At 63.6% G+C, this 18,229-nt stretch carries 11 protein-coding genes; 5 read left to right on the top strand and 6 right to left on the bottom strand.

The window, feature by feature from the left end; all coding sequences use genetic code 11:
• The 4 genes from ABIC63_RS19720 to imuA all read right to left on the bottom strand — a co-directional run.
• The coding region (locus tag ABIC63_RS19720; protein ID WP_354321044.1) for a hypothetical protein at positions 1-210 on the bottom strand (210 nt) is incomplete at its 3' end.
• Positions 211-493: 283 nt separating this feature from the next.
• On the bottom strand, positions 494-3,850 hold the full coding sequence (locus tag ABIC63_RS19715) for an error-prone DNA polymerase (RefSeq protein ID WP_502935891.1): 3,357 nt from the start codon (positions 3,848-3,850) through the stop codon (positions 494-496).
• The gene (locus ABIC63_RS19710) at positions 3,843-5,342 is read right to left on the bottom strand and encodes a DNA polymerase Y family protein (protein WP_354321043.1); all 1,500 of its coding nucleotides are present in this window, start codon (positions 5,340-5,342) and stop codon (positions 3,843-3,845) included. Before ABIC63_RS19710 ends, ABIC63_RS19715 begins: the two co-directional genes overlap by 8 nt.
• Positions 5,311-6,117, bottom strand: coding sequence for a translesion DNA synthesis-associated protein ImuA (imuA, locus tag ABIC63_RS19705; protein WP_354321042.1), 807 nt, complete (start codon positions 6,115-6,117; stop codon positions 5,311-5,313). Before imuA ends, ABIC63_RS19710 begins: the two co-directional genes overlap by 32 nt.
• Before the next feature lie 270 nt (positions 6,118-6,387).
• Here imuA and ABIC63_RS19700 point away from each other — a divergent pair, with 270 nt between their 5' ends.
• The 5 genes from ABIC63_RS19700 (at position 6,388) to fcl (ending at position 15,414) form a co-directional block, all read left to right on the top strand.
• Positions 6,388-8,964 carry a type VI secretion system Vgr family protein gene (locus ABIC63_RS19700; RefSeq protein WP_354321041.1) on the top strand — a complete coding sequence of 859 codons (2,577 nt, stop codon included), beginning with the start codon at positions 6,388-6,390 and terminating at the stop codon, positions 8,962-8,964.
• Positions 8,965-9,067: 103 nt separating this feature from the next.
• Positions 9,068-11,371 carry a hypothetical protein gene (locus ABIC63_RS19695; protein ID WP_354321040.1) on the top strand — a complete coding sequence of 768 codons (2,304 nt, stop codon included), beginning with the start codon at positions 9,068-9,070 and terminating at the stop codon, positions 11,369-11,371.
• Positions 11,368-11,838: a hypothetical protein gene (locus tag ABIC63_RS19690; RefSeq protein ID WP_354321039.1), complete on the top strand. Its 471-nt coding sequence runs from the start codon at positions 11,368-11,370 to the stop codon at positions 11,836-11,838. Before ABIC63_RS19695 ends, ABIC63_RS19690 begins: the two co-directional genes overlap by 4 nt.
• 129 nt (positions 11,839-11,967) lie before the next feature.
• On the top strand, positions 11,968-13,755 hold the full coding sequence (locus ABIC63_RS19685; RefSeq protein WP_354321038.1) for a hypothetical protein: 1,788 nt from the start codon (positions 11,968-11,970) through the stop codon (positions 13,753-13,755).
• 672 nt (positions 13,756-14,427) lie between these two features.
• Entirely contained in the window at positions 14,428-15,414 is a 987-nt protein-coding gene (fcl, locus tag ABIC63_RS19680) for a GDP-L-fucose synthase (protein ID WP_354321037.1), read from the top strand.
• A gap of 99 nt (positions 15,415-15,513) precedes the next feature.
• Here the strand turns inward: fcl and gmd are convergent, their stop codons facing one another.
• Positions 15,514-16,632 carry a GDP-mannose 4,6-dehydratase gene (gene gmd, locus ABIC63_RS19675; RefSeq protein ID WP_354321036.1) on the bottom strand — a complete coding sequence of 373 codons (1,119 nt, stop codon included), beginning with the start codon at positions 16,630-16,632 and terminating at the stop codon, positions 15,514-15,516.
• A 30-nt stretch (positions 16,633-16,662) separates the two neighbouring features.
• Entirely contained in the window at positions 16,663-18,159 is a 1,497-nt protein-coding gene (locus tag ABIC63_RS19670; protein WP_354321035.1) for a glycosyl hydrolase family 28-related protein, read from the bottom strand.
• Positions 18,160-18,229 lie beyond the last annotated feature (70 nt).

Genomic DNA, 18,229 nt, shown 5'->3' with positions numbered 1-18,229 from the left:
CTCATGCGCGTGGCCTTCTCGCTGTTCAAGCAACACGCGATGTTCGATGCCCGCCTGGCGGCCACTGTCGCTTGACGAGAACCATAGAACCTCAGGACGAACGGATTTTTGGGGCAGGGTGGCGGAACCCGGCCGTTCAGGCACATGGTCGAGGCAGAGGATGCCGGTGTGCGTGCGGAGGTGCCATTCGCGGCGCCGTGCAGTGCGCAAGGCGCGTCGGTGGAGAGCGGGTGAGGCAAGCCGGTCAGCGCGAGCGTGCACCGGGAGCGCGCATGCCGGCGTCCTCTGCCGGGTTACTCACCCTATCGCCAATGCACCGGAGCCCTACCGCCAGTGCACCGGCGCCCCATCCCCACTGCATGGAGGCCCCACCGCCAGTGCGCCGAGACGCGTCGCCAGTGCACCAGGCCCTCGCCGCCCATCGACCCAAGTACCCACCGCCGGTCGACGCAGGAGATACGGCGGACTTCTCCCCCAGCTCAGCCAGGCGCCCTCAGTGGAAATCGCGGCTGCGGTTCTCGCGGGCCAGCCGCCCCAGCAGCGGCGTGAGGTCGCGCAGGCCCTCGGCGACCAGGTGGCAGACCTTGCCGCCCGTGTCCTGATCGCGCTGCCAGGTGCCGCGCACGGCCAGCAACTGCGACTTGAGCAGCGGCTCGCGCCATTGCTCGGCCACGCGGGCCCAGACCACCACGTTGACCGCGCCCGTCTCGTCCTCCAGCGTGACGAAGACGGTGCCCTTGGCCGTGCCCGGCCGCTGGCGCACGGTGACGATGCCGCAGGCGCGCACCGGCATGCCGCTGGGCATGGCGCGCAGTTCCTCGGCGCTCGACAGGCGCCAGCCCGCCAGCCGGGGCCGCAGCAGCGCCAGCGGATGGCGCCGCAGGCTGAAACCCAGGCTGGCGTAGTCGCCGACGATCTCCTCGCCCTCCTGTGCCGCCGGCAGGGCGAGCGGCGCCTCGTGGATGGGCGCATCGCGCAGCAGGGCCGCGGCGCGGTGCGAGGCCGTGGCCTCCCACACCTGCTGGCGGCGGTGGCCGGCCAGGGCCTGCAGGGCGTCGGCGCCGGCCAGCAGGGCCATCTCGGCCGGGCCGAGGCCGGCGCGGCGGGCCAGATCGCCCGTGCCGGTGAAGGGCGAGCGCGCCCGGGACTCGACCAGGCGCGTCATCGCCGCCGGGCTCAGGCCCTTGATGTGGCGCAGGCCCAGTCGCACGGCCGGCTGGCCCGGCAGCGCCTGGGCCGCGGATTCGGCCCAGGCGGGCGCGGGGGGCGGACCGGCCCCGTCGGCCGGCTCCAGGGTGCAGAAGGCGTCGCTGCGGGTCACGTCCACCGGCCGCACCTGCACGCCATGGCGCACCGCGTCCTGGATCAGCTGAGAGGGCGTGTAGAAGCCCATGGGCTGCGCATTGAGGATGGCCGCCAGGAAGCAGGCAGGCTCGTAGCACTTGAGCCAGCTGCTGACGGTGACCAGCTTGGCGAAGCTGGCGGCGTGGCTTTCCGGGAAGCCGTATTCGCCGAAGCCCTGGATCTGCTGGAAGATGGCCTTGGCGAAGTCCTCGTCGTAGCCGTTGGCCACCATGCCCTTGACCAGTGGGTCGTAGAAGCGCTCCATGTGCCCCGTGCGCCGCCAGGCCGCCATGGCACGGCGCAGGCGATCGGCCTCGCCGGCGCTGAAGCCGGCAGCGATCATGGCGATCTGCATCACCTGCTCCTGGAAGATGGGCACGCCCAGCGTGCGCTGCAGCGCCGGCTCCAGCTGCGGATAGCGCAACTCGATCTTCTCGCCGCGTTCCACCTTTGCGCGGTTCTTCAGATAGGGATGCACCATGCCGCCCTGGATCGGCCCCGGCCGCACGATGGCCACCTCGATCACCAGGTCGTAATAGTTGCGCGGGCGTAGGCGCGGCAGCATGGACATCTGCGCCCGGCTCTCGATCTGGAACACGCCCACGGTGTCGGCGCGGCCGATCATGTCGTAGACGCGCGGATCGTCGGTGGGCAGTTGGTGCATCTGGTGCGCCGTGCCGCGCCAGCCGTTGACCATGTCCAGCGCACGGCGGATGCAACTGAGCATGCCCAGGGCCAGCACGTCCACCTTGAACATGCCGATCTCGTCGAGGTCGTCCTTGTCCCACTGGATGATGGAGCGCGCCTCCATGCTGGCCTTTTCGACCGGCACCAGCCGGGTGAGCGGCCCCTGCGTGAGCACGAAGCCGCCGACGTGCTGGCTGAGGTGGCGCGGAAAGCCGCGCAGCTCGTTGGCCAGGCCGATCCACAGCCGCAGGCGGAACGGGTCCTCGCGCACGCCGGCCCGGGACATGGCGGCCTCCAGCCGCTCGTCGAGCATGGGGTCGTCGAACCAGTAATGGTCTTTGGCGAAGGCATCCACCAGCCGCTCGTCGATGCCCAGCGCCTTGCCGGCGTCGCGCAGCGAACTGCGCGAGCGGTAGCTGATGACCACGGCGGCGATGGCAGCGCGCTCGCGACCGTAGGTCTCGTAGATGTACTGGATGACCTCCTCGCGCCGGTCGTGCTCGAAGTCGACGTCGATGTCCGGCGGCTCGGCGCGCTCGCGGCTGATGAAGCGCTCGAACAGCAGGTTGCCGTCGTCGGGGTTCACGGCGGTGATGCCCAGGCAGTAGCAGACGGCCGAGTTGGCGGAGGAGCCGCGGCCCTGGCAGAGGATGCCCTGGCGCCGGGCGAAGGCGACGATGTCTTCCACCGTGAGGAAGAACATCTCGTACTTCAGGTCGAGGATGAGGTCGAGTTCCTTCTCGATCTGCGCGCTGACCTTGGCGGGCACGCCCTCGGGATAACGCGTCTGCGCGCCCTCCCAGGTCTTGCGGATCAGCGTCTGCGCCGGCGTCTCGCCCGATCCGATGACTTCCTGTGGGTAGACGTACTGCTCTTTCAGTTCCTTGAGCTGGAAGCGGCAGCGAGCCGCGATCACGAGCGTGCGCGCCAGCAGCCCGGCCGGATACAGCCGCGCCAGCCGCGTGCGCGCCCGCAGGTGGCGCTCGGCGTTGGGCTGCAGCGCGAAGCCGCAGTCGGCCACCGGCCGGCCCTCGCGCACGGCGGTGAGCACGTCCTGCAGCGGCTTGCGCGAGCGCAGGTGCATGTGCACGTCGCCCGCCGCCACCAGCGGCAGGCCGGTGGCCTCGCCGGCGCGGCGCAGCACCTGCAGCCACAGGGCGTCGTCGGCCTCGTGGAACAGCTCCACTGCCAGCCACAGCGGCCCGGGCTCTCCATCACTGCGCGGCGGGAACAGCGCCGCCACCGTGGCCAGGTCAGCCTGCAGCGCCGCCTCGTCGATGGGCTCGCCGCTGCGACGCCGCGGCACGCAGAGGATTTCGCAATGCACCAGCGCCGCGGCATCGGCCAGCTCGGCGCGGTAGTCGCCCTTGGCGACGTCCTCGCGCATGCGGGCGGCGCTGATGTACTGGCACAGGTGGCCCCAGCCTTCGAGGTCGTGGGCCAGCACGACGAGGCGAAAACGGCCGAAGTCGAATTCGCTGCCGAAGATCAGCTTCGGCTCGGGATGCGGCGGCAGCGGCAGGCCGTCCTCCTCGCGCTCTTCGCGCCACATGCGCAGGCCGCTGACGGCGCGCACCACGCCGGCCACCGAGCATTCGTCGGTGATGGCGATCGCCGCGTAGCCCAGTTGCCAGGCGCGCACCGCCAACTCCCACGGATGGGAGGCGCCGCGCTGGAAGCTGAAGTTGCTCAAGGCATGCAGCTCGGCATAGGCCGGCAGCATCTGCCCCGCGGCAGACGGCACGTCCGGCCCCTGGGCACGCGCGGCCTGCCGTTGCTGGCGCCGTGCCTCCTCGTCCTTGAGCGAGAGTTCAGGCATAGATGCCCTGCAGGTACCAGCGCACCGGCGCCTCGGTGCCGGCGAGCGTCGCCCGCTCGCGGTAGATCCAGAACAGCGCGCCGGCCACGTCCTGGGCGATGTAGTAGTCGCGGGCGGCGGGCCGGCCGGCTTCCCACCAGGCCGTCTCCAGCCGCTGCGGACCGGCCAGACGCCGCAGCGGAGCGCCCCCATGGCAGGGCTCGCCGTCCTGCACGGGCAGCAGGCGCGGCTCGCGCAGCAGCCAGGCGGGCAGCAGGCCGGTGCCGATGTCGGGCAGGACGGAACCCGGCTCGCCCAAGACCTGTTCGCCAGCAGGCCGGGCGCCGCCCAGGTTCGAGGCCGGATGCCGGGCGTTGGTGTGCTGCCCCGGGCGGCCTGTGCCTGGTCTGGTCTTGTCCGGAACGGCGGCCTTCGGACCCGCCGCCGGCCGCCAACGCTGGCGGCCTTCGGGCCGATGGTCCTGCACGGGCTGCGCCGCCAGCACCTGCGGCGCGCCCAGCCGGGCGCTGAGCTTTTCGAGCAGCTGGTGCAGGGGCTCGCCCTCGCGCCCCTCCTCCGCCCAGGCGCCGGCATGACCGCCGGGCAGCGACGGTGGCAGCAGGCTGCGGGTGCGGCCCTGCCAGTCGGCCGTCTCCAGCGAACGCAGCCGCAGCCAGCCGGTGGGCGCGATCAGCTGGGTGAGCGCCAGCCGCTCCGCCAGCAGCCGCCGCAGGTGGGCCATGTCCTGCGTGGGCTCGGCCGTGCGCACCTGGATCAGCTGCGAGCGCGGCAATTCGGCACCGTCCAGGCGCTTGAGGTCCAGCGTCCACGACAGCTCGATGGCCAGCACGCCGCGTTGGCGTGCCTGCAGCCACAGGCGCAGGGCGCTCAGCAGGCGCTGGGCTGCCCACAGCAGCTCGGGCGCGGACTGGGCCAGCATCGGCAACTCGAGCCGCTGCTCGAAGCTGTCGGGCACCTGCAGCCAGGGCAGGCCGTCGGGACGCAGGCCCCAGGCCAGGTCCAGCGCCTCGCGCAGCGGCGCGCCGAAACGCCGCACCAGCGGCCCGCGCGGCAGGGCCGCGACGTCGCCCCAGGTGCGGCAGCCCAGGCGGGCGAGCACCTGCAGGTGGGGAGCGGCGGCCCCCAGGGTGTCGAGCGGCAGGTCGTCGGGCAGCCGGGTCGGCTGGGGCTGCCGGGCGATGTACAGCCGCATCCGGGCCAGCGCCTCCAGGCTGGTGGCACCCGTGACCTGCCGCACCTTCAGGCCTGGCGGCACGCTGGCACCGATCTGCCGCATCAGGGCGCGCCGGCCGCCCCACAGCCGCTCGCAGGCCGACACCTCCAGCATCAGTGCCTCGTCCAGCCAGGCGACATGGGGCGTGAACTGCAGGGCCCACCAGCCGAGCGATTCGGGCGTGGGACAGGCCACGTCCGGCTCGGGCGGGGCGGCGTCCGGCGCCGCCCCGCCCGAGGCGGCGGGCTCAGGCAGCCACTGAAGCGCGAGCCAGTGCATGGGCAGGGTCCTGGCGCAGGGCGCGGCGCAGATCCAGGCGCACCACGGTCGCACCGCCCTCGCCCATGGGCTGGGTGCGGGTCGATGCGGGCACGACGGGTCGAGCCGGCCGCGTGGCATCGAGCAGGCCACCAAGGCGCGTCCCGCGGCCAGGCATCGGCAGGGGGTGCGCCAGCGGCGGCCCACGGCGCTTGAGCAGGTGCACGTCGAGCTGCCCGTCGGGCCGGGGCTGCAGCCGCAGGCGAAGGCGCGCGGGCGATGCCGACGGCGCGACCGCATCGGGCCGGCAGACGAAGAGCAGCGCGCCATGCCGGGCAGCGGCGAGCTGCAGCCGGCGCAGCTCGCCCAGCCGCGCCTGTGGCAGCCAGGCCAGCACGGCGGCCACCTCGGCGCAGCGCAGTGCCTGCTCGCAGGCCCACAGCCGGGCGGGGGCGGCGTCGGCCCGCACCCACAGCAGGGACTCCAGAGGCAGGCCACCGGCCGCCAGCGCGGGGCCGAAAGGCTCGTGCGGCGGGCCGATCAGCACCACCGGCTGGGCGCGCTCGGCCACGGCCCGCGCCAGTGACGGCAACAGCACAGGCCACAGAGGCGCCTCGGCGTCGGGCTGCAGCAGCTCGGTCATCGCCCCGAGCGGCCAGCCGCCGCCGGGCAACTCGGCATCCAGGCCAGGATGTCCGCTCGGGCAGGTCGCTGCGCCGGCCTCACCCAGCTCGTCGCCGCGCCACACCCCTTCGGGAGCGTCGGAGAGATCGACAAGGACGGTGGATCTGCGCATGGCGAAAGGAGATGCGGGCGACAAATACTGTATGGATATCCATACTTTAACGCTTTGTCAGGATTGGCGTAAACGGCCGTGGCGCACGCTCGGCCTTTCGGCGACGAGACGCCGGCTCCTGCCAAACGCGCACAAATCCACACCAACGCCCATCGTGTGAGGCGCAAGCGGCCTGTCGATCGCTGCACCGGTCGACAGGCCGCTAACCTCCCGCCCCAGCCGAGCCGCCTCATCCCCAGAAGGCCGCCGGCGCGAGACCAGGGAGGTTTCATGTCCACGCTGTCACACACGCTGCGGGTGCATTCGCCCGCACTGCCGGTCTTTGCCGGCACGCCCCTGCTGCAGCCCGTGCGGCTGTCGGGCCACGAGGGCGTCAATGCCCTCTTCACCTATGAGCTGCTCCTGCAGACCCCCGATGCGCTGGACCCCGGCGCCCTGGCCGATGCCTGCGCCGACATCGACCTGGACGCGCTGATCGGCCGCGAGATCCATTGCGAGATCGACCTCGATGGTGCCGGCACCTTCGTGCCCGGCGGTGTCGGCGATGCCGTGGACCACCTCGGCGCCGGCGTCCGCCAGATCAACGCCCTCATCACCGAAGCAGAGTTGCTGGGCGAGCATGGCCGACACCTGCGCTACCGCCTCGTGCTGCGCCCCTGGCTGCACCTGGCCACGCTGAACGCGGACTGCCGCATCTTCCAGAACGCCACCGTCGTCGACATCCTCGACGCCCTGCTGGCGAACTACCCCTTCCCGGTCGACAAGCGCCTGTCCGAGTCCTTCCCCCTGCGCGACTACCAGACCCAGTTCAACGAAAGCGACTTCACCTTCTTCGAGCGCCTGTGCCAGGAATGGGGCATCAGCTACCACTTCGAGCACGACGCGGGCGCCCACCGGCTGGTGCTCTCCGACCATCTGGGTGCCTTCAGCCCCAACCCGAGCGAGGCCTACCGCGTCGTCGACTACCACCCGCCCGGCTGGAAGCTCGATGCCGAGTACCTGCATGCCTTCATGCCCGCCAGCAGGCTCACCAGCGGGTGCTACAGCAGCCGCGACTACGACTACACCCGCCCCCGGGCCGACCTGTCGGTCAGCCGCAGCGATCCACGGCCCACGGGCTTTGCGGAGGCGGAGGTCTACGCCTGGCATGCCAGCCTCGGTGGCAGCCACTACGCCCAGCCACGCGCAGGCACCGCGCGCCCGAATGACCCGTGGGCCGAGGGCGACTTGATCGCGCGGCTGCGCATGCAGCAGCTGCGCACTGCCGGGGCACGCGCACAGGGCAGCGGCAACCTGCGCGGCATGGTGCCGGGCTTCAGCTTCGTGCTGCAGGGCCATCCAAGGGAGGCAGCCAATGCGGAATACCTGATCCTGGAGAGCGAGCTCCTCATCGAGGACGTGGGGCAGGACAGCCAGGCGGCGCTGGCCGCGGGGGCGACGGTAGCGCGGCCCCAGTCGCAGCAACGCTGGCGGGTGCAGGTGGATCTGCTGGCCCATCCGATCACCGAGCCCCTGCGCCCGACGCTCACCCGCACCAAGCCCCACACCCACGGCCCGCAGACCGCCCGCGTGGTCGGCCCCGAGGGCCAGGAGCTGTGGACCGACGAACTCGGCCGCATCAAGGTGCAGTTCCCCTGGGACCGGCAAGGCCAGGAGAACCCGCACAGCAGCTGCTGGGTGCGCGTCTCCAGCCCGTGGGCGGGCAACCAGCTGGGCGGCGTGCACCTCCCGCGCATCGGGCAGGAGGTGGTCGTGGACTTCCTCGGCGGCGATCCGGACCTGCCCATCTGCACAGGACGGGTGCACAACCAACTGAACCTGCCGCCATGGAAGCTGCCCAGCCAGAGCGCCCTCAGCGGCTTCCGTAGCCGCGAGCTGACCGACGGCGGCGGCAACAGCGCGGCAGGGCGCAGCAACCACCTGGTGATGGACGACACGGCCGGGCAGATCCAGGCCCAGCTGAAGAGCGACCACCAGCACTCCAGCCTGAGCCTGGGAGCGATCACGCGCATCGAGGACCACCAGGGCCGCAAGGACGCACGCGGCGAAGGCTTCGAGCTGCGCACCGATGGGCACGGCGTGCTGCGCGCCAAGGACGGGATGCTCATCACCACTGAGGGACGACCCGAAGCGCTCGGCGCGATGCGCAACATGGACGAGACGGTGCAGCGCCTGCGCGGCGCGCATGAGCAGCACGATGCGCTGGCCGAGGCCGCACAGGTGCACGGCGCCCAGCAGGCCGGCGAGGACCAGGACGAGGTGCAGAAAGCCCTACGCACGCAGAACGACCAGATCGCCGGCGACACCGGCGAGCGCCCGAACCCCGATCCGCTCCAGGCCCCGCACATGGTGCTGGCCAGCCCGGCCGGCATCGTGGCCAGCGTGCCCGAGAGCGCTCACCTGCACAGCGGCACGCACACCGCTGTCACTACCGGCCAGCACCTGTCGATCAGCACCGCGCAACGCTGGCTGGCCAGCGCGGCCCAGGGCGTGCGCGCCTTTGTGCGCAAAGGCGGCCTGCGCTGGATCGCCAGTCGCGGACCCATCCAGGTGCAGGCCCACCAGGGCGAGCTGGTGCTGCTGGCGCACAAGGACGTGCGCATCACCAGCGTCGAAGGACGCATCCGCATCCAGGCGCGCAAGAAGGTCGTGATCATCGGCGGCGGCAGCTACACCGAGTGGAGCGCCCAGGGCATCCGCCACGGCACCGCCGGCACCTGGCAGGAGCATGCGGCGCTGCATGCGCAGGTGGGGCCGATGAGCCGGCCCGTGCAGAGCCAGGACTTTGCGCAGGGCGACTACCCGCCCGAGCGGCGACAGGGGCGCCGCTTCGGCCCCTCCAGCTGACGCGGCGGCGATCGCCGCAGCGCCGCGCTCCACGCGCCTTCTTTTCGCCCTTTCGTCGCGCCCTTCCGTCCCCGCTTAGCCGCCATTCCAGTCTCCGCCCACCATGCTCATCAGCCCGCCCTTTTTGCCGCCGCCGCAAGCCAACGAAGCCGCCTTCCTCGATGCAGCCATGCCCGAATGCACCGATGCCTCCCACGGCACCCGGGGCGCACCCCAAGGCTCCTTTCCGCTGGTGAGCAAGCTCACCTGGCACAACGGAATGCACCTGGACGCGCCGTGCGACGCCCAGAAGCAACGGCTGCCCGTGCGGGCGATTGCCGACGGCACCGTGATCTACCGGCGCAACAGCGCGCCCCACAGCGACGATCCGAAGCACCCGCTCAACTACAACCCCTACGGCGAGCGCGCCGCGTGGACCGACATCGGCCTCGTGATCGTGCGCCACACCACCGACATCGGCGCCACAGGCGACACCCCGACGCAGATCACCTTCTACAGCGTGTACATGCACCTGGCCCGCATCGAGGCCGCCGTGCAGCCGGGCAAACCCATCTGGCGCAAGGACGCCATCGGCACCGCCGGACGCCTGTTCGGCCAGGAAGGACGGCTGCACTTCGAGATCTGCCTGGACGCCCGCAACCTGCAGCAACTGCTGGGCCCCGCCCGACCGATGCGCTGGACGGACCCCGGCGCTCCACCCAAGGACAACGGCAGAACCGATGCCGTGTTCGGCAGCATCTACGTCTACCTGCCCGCCGGCACACCCGTGCGCACCAGCGCGCCGAAGTCGCATCTGTATGAAAAGCCGACCGCCGGCGCCAGTGCCGCGACAGACCACTTCGTGCCCGACACGCTGCACGAGGCGCAGTGGGTGGAGATCCGCTACGGCGCCTCAGGCTCAGCGGCGCAGGGCGGCGATGCCACGCTCACCAGCTACCGCGCCACCGCCGGGGCCGGCGGCCTGCAGGTGGGCCAGCGCATCGGGCAGCCGTATGTGGAAAAGGACTTCGAGTACGACATGTACAAGGAGGCCAACCGCCGACACAACGACCTGAGCGCCGCGGACCAGCCACGCAGCAGCCCGAGCGGCTGGTACGAGCTGCTGCGCTTTGGCCGCAACCTGGGGCCCGACCCCCTGCCCGCCGATGCCGCCCACTGGCGCCCCATTCCCACCGACGGCGGCCACGTGTGGGCCGACCTCAATGCGCCGGGCACCTACAAGTTCAGCGATGCGGACTTTCCGGCATTCCGCGGCTGGCAGTGCTTTGACGACGACACCAGCCCGCTGGACCAGCGCTGCGATTCCATCGAACTCAAACGCCTGATCCGCGACCCCGCGCAATCCGAAACCCTCAAGGACCGGGACGCGCTGGCCAAACGGCTGAACGTACCGGAAGTCCGCGCCAAGCTTGAACACGCGATCTGCCGATTTCCGACCGAATGGGACAAGGCGACGATCACCCAGCGCTATGAATGGCTGAAGACGGATGAGGAATTCCGGATGTCTGAAGGCCAGGGCTGGGAGGAATTTGCGGCGCACTGCGAGGCGCTGGGTGGCGATGACCTGCCGCAGGAGTACAAGGAGGCGGATTGGCATTTGCATCCTGCTAAGTTCATCTCCCATCTAAGACATTGCCTGTGGCTGAGCGAAAATGAATTAAAAAGAATCTACCCGGATGAGATTTATGCCTCTAAAACGCTCGCAAAGATTGGAAAAACTCCCGCTTTAGTCAGAAAAAAATACTTGAACTCCATCAATAAAACTACAAGAAAATATTTGATCAATTCCGGTGTCCGCTGCACGCACTTTTTCGGCCAAGGAGCCGTTGAGTCCGCTTCTTTATCACTGATGGTGGAAGGGTCTGCGAATTTCAATGCAAACCCTCGTCATCCAAGCTTCCAAGACGAAGACACGGGATTCTATGTGCCGAACAGAGCTACAGATAAATATCTGTTCTATCTGGAAGGTAAACTCGGAAATATCGAACCCGGAGACGGTCCGAAATTTAGGGGGCGAGGTGTGAAGCAGCTCACCGGTCGGGAAAACTACACCAAATACTGGATATATAGGGGATGGATTACTTCGTCATCAACTCCTATTCTAGATAACGGCTGCATTAAGAAGACATGGTGGGCACGCAACTCTAAAGTTTTTCCGCCTCGTCTCGATGATCCACAGCGAATTTCTGTTGTTCCTTTAAATACAATTGATGCAGGCGGCTGGTATTGGACTGGCGGCGCAGCTTTCAACAAATATCGCCCAATCCATACACTTATCTCGTCAACTGTAGTCAACGACCAAATTATAGAAAACATTACACGCGCAATCAATGGGGGCTCGAACGGCTTGCCAATGCGAATCAGCTCTACCAAACGCATATCAAGAGTATTGATGGACACCGTATGAAGAAAATAACATTTTTATTATTCATAATAATTCTAGCCGCCCGCTGCCAAGCAGACGATGGGCAAAAATTTCGGAACGAATTATCCTATTCAAAGATAATGAGCTATATATACCAAAAAAAATATACCCATAAGATTGATGGCTATCAAATAAAATGCGACCGAACTAAAGTTTTGGTCTGGGGAAAGCCTAAAAAATTCAATGCCAGCCACCCTCAGGATAGTGAGGCGACGTTAGTAGATTTGGAAAAAAACAAGGTTGTGAGAACCTTTGGCCTAAGCAGTGGTATTTTCGGCGCTGGCTTTTTGAAGGATGGACAACGCCTCAATATCGAATCCGGAAACGGTGTCATGATTGATCTTCGAACGGCCACTGAAATCAACTATGACTACTACTTCGATACCGAAGGCAAATACGAAGAGTGCCCTGATTTCAAGGGCCGGTCATTTCTCAGATATTCAAGGTAGTCGCAGATTCTTCATTCCGCGCCAGCCACGCCAGATCAATCTCTATCGACCCAGACAGTACACCGCGCGCGCCATCTCTTTTTCAATATCTCAAGAGCATTAAATAATAAATTTAAACAACTAAATCTTATGAAAAATATTCTTTTGACCTCAATCTTCTTTTGTCTAGCGAGCACGGCTTTCTCCGCCAGCGCTCCGGATGATTCTAAGTGCAATGAAATCTGCCGCATAGAAAGGGAAAAGAAGCAACGCGCCGCCGAAAGTGAAGCGCAAGCCCGGTTCAGCCAAGCGCATCGCATGACAAGGGGGATCAACTTTACGGAGAGCATTTGTGCTCAGGCCATACCCCATCTAGTTTCCGCACGCATTCAAGGGGCAAGTTCTTATGACTACGCCAGTTTTCAGTATGGGAAATGTTTATTGGTGCAAAAGAAATATGCTGAGGCCGCGGCAGCATTTAAGTCCGTACTCGATTTGCCGATTACGAATCGTGGCACCATTACCGACCTGACACGCATTGAATTAGCAGCTTTGTATCAACGGGGGCTAGGCGTGCCAAAAGATCCGGGGCAAGCTCTGGGCCTCTACCATGCATGCGATTTAGAACAACTGCCGCCTGGAACGGTTGACCATTGGCAAGTGGACCCCCGACGTGCGGCGGCAGAGCTAATCATTTCCGTAAATCCATGGCCTACGAAGCGTGCCTACCAATTGCTTACGCAACACGGCGTCCCCATCAGCAGCTTCTGGAGAGCATTGAACCTGATGATACGCCGCAACGAAATTGTTCAGGAGAATTTTTATGCCTCTGCTTTAGCGGAGGCGCTACAAGATAATACGGAACCCGGCAATGAAATTTATTTGCCGGATACCCCGGAAACCGTCGAAATTGTAGAAAAATTCCGAGTCAAGGCGGCAAAGCAAGTTCTCGATAAAGCCGGCAATATGAAAGCGGCGATAAGCTATCTGCGTCATGCACACTCACCGGAAGCACAGCTGCTCTCCAAGGATTTGCAAAGACGTCTAGGCTATGTTTTAGCCGAAGCCGAGGGCCTGCCAGATTTTCGTACTGTAGCCAAGATCAAACACAGCAAGCTGGATCAAGAAATCATAGAGCAAAAGATCAAATCCGAGGCGCTGGCGAGCCAATTGGAAGGGAAAGATGCGACCGGACTCTTAATTCCAATCAGAACCGGCTCGAATAAAATAGAATTGAATGCAAAACAAGACAACAAAGTTCCATATCTATCCAATTGGGCTCTAGTGACAAATCTAGATGTGTACCGCCCCGACACGTCAGGGCATTTATTCCTGCTGCATATATCAACTCCGAACAAGAATAGCATCGACGACGAAAAACCTCTGACAATCTATATCTTGGAGAAGTTCTCACTCGATTCGCTGTGGAAGAGTCAAGAATTTGCGCCGAGTGACGCCAACTCGCACCTCGAGACTCCAGCTTGTGTTAGTCCGGTTAAAGAGGGGGATCCCGGGGCGAGTGAGGGCGATGTGATAGTTCCGAAGTCATCCGGATGGAGGTGGCAGCAGATCAATAAAAAATGGGTTTTGATTGCCGGTTTTGAAAAAATGGAAGGGTATGCCGGCGGTGGCGGCTCCTTCTCTTACGAACGCTGGCTTTACTACAGCAAATCAGGAGAACTACGACCTGTTTCCTGTTATCAGACCGCATATTCCCTACTGCTTGCCGGAGACTGGCGGCCAAACGGAGTTCGCGAGCATCATGAATATAACGGCCAATGGCGAGTGCAGTTGCAAACCGATCCCCGCCAGCAATGGCCGCAAATCCAACTCATCCCCAAAGTCCAATTTCCTGCGCAGCCCCGCTTATCGAAACTGCGCTTGCGGTGGAGTCCGGAGCAAAATGCATATCAAGCCCACCGCGGCAAAAGTCAATAGGACCTATATTGCACTGTCTAGCGCGAGTGCTGCGTCCAGTGTTCAGAGCCACCGGTTTCAGTTCCACCGCTTCTGAGGTCCTGTGATCGTCGGCCACCTTGCTACCGACTGGCGACAGTTATCCAACGGCCTCCAGTCGGATGGATGGGACATGGCTTTGCCATGAAACGGGGGTATCAATGATCACCTGCTGTGTGCTCACCTTCTGGCCCATGCCGCTCAGTCGCGGCGCGCTGATGCTGGCGGCAAAAATAGCTTTAGCTTTTTCCAAACCCTAAGGGTCAGGATGATGGAGCGACCCGCGCCCGGCCCGCAGATGGCTCTTACCGCATGAGCCGTCGGCTTGCATTTTGGTCAGCGAGAGGTGGCCGCGCGGGCACAGGCCGCGCGTTCAGGCGCAGCACACCTGAGCACCATCCGCGAGCTCGGCGATCGCCCCCCTCTGGACGGACAGGCACCACCACAATCCGTCCCCTGCCGATGCCATAGCCCAAACTGTTACGAAGGCTTCAGACACAGCGCAAGCGCCGCAAGAATGTGTCAAGAACCCGGCAGAATCGGAGCCGACGCCGAAGGCCGTGCTTCCAGCGGGCACGAACCTTTCTAGGCTGGCTCGCACCCCTGTGCGCCTGGCCCTCTTCCTCCCCCTCCTCCGCCGCATCCGCAAGCACCATGACCTCTTCCTCCAAGCGCATCTACGTCGCCGGCCATCGTGGCATGGTCGGTAGCGCCATCGTTCGTCACCTTCAGGCGGCCGGTGAGACCGACATCGTCACCCGCACCCACGCCGAGCTGGACCTGACCAACCAGGCGACCGTGCGCGAGTTCTTCCAGACCCAGGGCATCACCGACGTGTACCTGGCGGCGGCCAAGGTGGGCGGCATCCATGCCAACAACACCTACCCCGCCGAGTTCATCTACGACAACCTGATGATGGAGGCCAACGTCATCCATCAGGCCTTCAGCGCCGGCGTGAAGAAGCTCGTCTTTCTGGGCAGCAGCTGCATCTACCCCCGCATGGCGCCCCAGCCCATGACGGAAGACGCCCTGCTCACCGGGACGCTGGAGCCCACCAACGAGCCCTACGCCATCGCCAAGATCGCAGGCATCAAGCTGACCGAGAGCTACAACCGCCAGTACGGCGCCAGCCACGGCATCGACTACCGCAGCGTGATGCCCACCAACCTGTACGGCCCGGGCGACAACTACCACCCGGAAAACAGCCATGTGCTGCCCGCGCTGATCCGCCGCTTTCACGAGGCCAAGCTGGCCGGCACGCCCACGGTCACCATCTGGGGCACGGGCACGCCCAAGCGCGAGTTTCTGTATGTGGACGACATGGCCGCCGCCACCGTGCACGTGATGGACCTGGCGCCCGAGATCTACCGCGCGCACACCCAGCCCATGCAGAGCCACATCAACGTGGGCTGCGGCGACGACATCTCGATCCTGGACGTGGCCAAGCTGGTGGCCGAGACGGTGGGCTACACGGGCGAGATCGTGACCGACCCGACCAAGCCCGACGGCACGCCGCGCAAGCTGATGGATGTGTCGCGCCTGGGCAAGCTGGGCTGGCGTGCACAGGTGTCGCTCCGCGATGGCCTCAAGCTGGCGTACCAGGACTTTTTGACCAACCACGCCAACCTGCGGACCGCCTGAACGGCGGCCTCGGGCCACCCAAAAGCAAGAAAGGGCGCATTGCGCCCTTTTCTCTTTCTGATCGCCGGGGCGGCCGTCAAGCGGACGCCCCGGACAAGATCAGTTTTCGACCGAGGTGGACACCTTGTAGCCCTCGCGCTTGAGCATGGCGTCGCGCTTGGCGCTGGCCAGATCGGACGCGACCATCTCGGCGCACATCTCCTGAACGGTGATCTCGGGCGTCCAGCCGAGCTTGGTCTTGGCCTTGGCCGGATCGCCCAGCAGCGTCTCGACCTCGGCGGGGCGGAAGTAGCGCGGGTCGACGGCCACGATGGTCTGACCCACCTTGAGCGCCGGAGCATCGTCGCCCTCGATCTTGTCGACGATGCCCTTTTCTTCCACGCCCGTGCCTTCGAAGCGCAGCGTGACGCCCAGCTCGGCCGCCGACCACTGGATGAACTGGCGCACCGAAAACTGGACGCCGGTGGCGATGACGAAGTCTTCGGGCTGCTCCTGCTGCAGCATCATCCACTGCATGCGAACGTAGTCCTTGGCGTGGCCCCAGTCGCGCAGCGCGTCCATGTTGCCCATGTATAGGCACTGCTCCAGCCCCTGCGCGATGTTGGCCAAGCCGCGCGTGATCTTGCGGGTGACGAACGTCTCACCCCGGCGCGGCGACTCGTGATTGAACAGGATGCCGTTGCAGGCATACATGCCGTAGGCCTCACGGTAGTTCACCGTGATCCAGTAGGCGTAGAGCTTGGCGACTGCGTAGGGGCTGCGCGGATAGAAGGGCGTGGTCTCCTTTTGCGGGATTTCTTGGACCAGCCCATACAGCTCGGAGGTGCTAGCTTGGTAAAAGCGCGTCTTCTTTTCCAGTCCAAGGAATCGGATCGCCTCCAGCAGACGCAGCGTCCCCATCGCGTCGACGTCTGCAGTGTATTCCGGCGACTCGAAGCTAACCGCCACATGGGACTGCGCGCCAAGGTTGTAGACCTCATCGGGCTGAATCTGTTGAATGATGCGAGTCAGGTTGGAGCTGTCACTTAGATCGCCATAGTGAAGCTTCATCCGCTGACGCTCCACGTGAGGGTCTTCATAGATGTGATCGATGCGTTGTGTATTAAATTGTGAAGCGCGCCTTTTTATGCCGTGAACTTCATAACCTTTTTCCAACAAAAATTCTGCCAAATACGAACCATCTTGGCCTGTGATACCTGTAATTAAAGCTTTGCGCATATTTTTCCTTCAGTTAAAAATTAAATTAAATTAGGAAATTACCGAAATTTCCCATCGCAAAATTAGCCCTGCGTCCGGACGCCGTCGGAGGCACCTCCATTTGAACCCGTCATTTTTGATCTCAAAGACATGACAAGAAATCGCGTACTGTTCAGATGCTGATGCAAGTGTTACGACAGGAAAATCGCCAGTGGCAATTTTGGTCGACACATACCCCGTCAGTTCCTGAAGCTCCCCTACGCCTTTGTCCAAAGCCGCATCATCAGTGCGTATTACTCCGTGAGAGACGACTTTCCGAACGAAATCGAATCCGCCCCAATTGCCCCCGATGTATCCGAGTGGGAGTCCCCCGCGTGCATTAGAACTAATAACTACTGACTGGCACGACGGTTCCAACCAAATTGCCCCACCGCCCTGATTATTCCCATTGAAAACGTTCCCACTTATGTTGAAGTACCTTCCACAGCTCACAGAAACCGACCACTTTCCCTGCTGCCTGTTACAATAAAAGACGTTATTATTTATACAAACATTATCCCAGTAGGAAGTGTTTTTATAGTCGCTGATCTCATCAAAGAAAATGTCTGACACGTTCAACGCGAACTGATTTCCGGATATAACAACGTTGGAAAAGCGGACTGGCGCTTGACTACTATTAGTCTTGTTTCGAAATACCACAGCAGCCGACTCGTAGTTCTCCACCGAATTATTCGTCATCAAGAGATCACTTGTCACCCGGTCGATGTCTAGACAGTACGCACTCCGGCCGCCATTGAACTTATTACCTAGAATCCTGAGCCCTCCAGAGCTTCTTTGAGTGATAGCCACCCCGACGCCTACGTACTTACCACGGCCGTTGAAAAAATGGCTTCCTATGATGCAACTATCCCCAACATCGCCCCTATCGTCGTTCGACACTTGAACGGCGCTAGAGCGGAAAAAAAAGAATTTGCACGAAATAATAGAAAAATCACTGCTATTAGAAAAGTCGACGCCAATCCACATAAAACGAAAATGAACATTAGACAAAAATGCCATCTGCGATCTGTTAGAGTTAGCAGCGCTTGGTCTAGTAGCGATTAACGCACCAGTGCTCTGACCTGAGTTTCCTCTTACAATAAAATCTCGGAAAACAACACCCCCGCTTTCCGAATTCTCTCCTGTTACAACAATAAAATCGCCGCTAGATCCTGACTGCTGAAGTACAGTGGCCCCCGAACCCGGAGCAACCCCGCTACCTGCACCGACAATACCGCCCGATTTAATTTCCAGTCTACTGCACTTGTAGATACCAGGAGGATAGAAAACAACGGCCCCTAAAGAATGAGCGGCATTCATAGCCTCGGTGTCATCAGCTTTTCCGTCACCAACAGCGCCTCCGGCGAACGTAGGGTCTTTCACATTCACAAATGTGCGAGCGCGCGCGATAGCGGAATTTTCCAGCTTCTTAGAAATCGCGTTCACGTCCAAGGGCGTAGCATCATTCTTCCCCGAATTTTGCTGCGGGTTGATCTGAGCCTCAGCCATAGTGCGGGAGCCTAAGGCGGACGCAATTAGGGTCGCTGCGCCGGGAACAAAGTCTCTTCTATACATATAC

The organism is Pseudacidovorax sp. 1753 (assembly GCF_040544975.1).
In the GTDB taxonomy this organism is placed as follows: Bacteria; Pseudomonadota; Gammaproteobacteria; order Burkholderiales; family Burkholderiaceae_C; genus Xenophilus.
The sequence above is the reverse complement of the archived record's forward strand: the minus strand, read 5'-3'. Positions and strand labels throughout refer to the sequence as shown.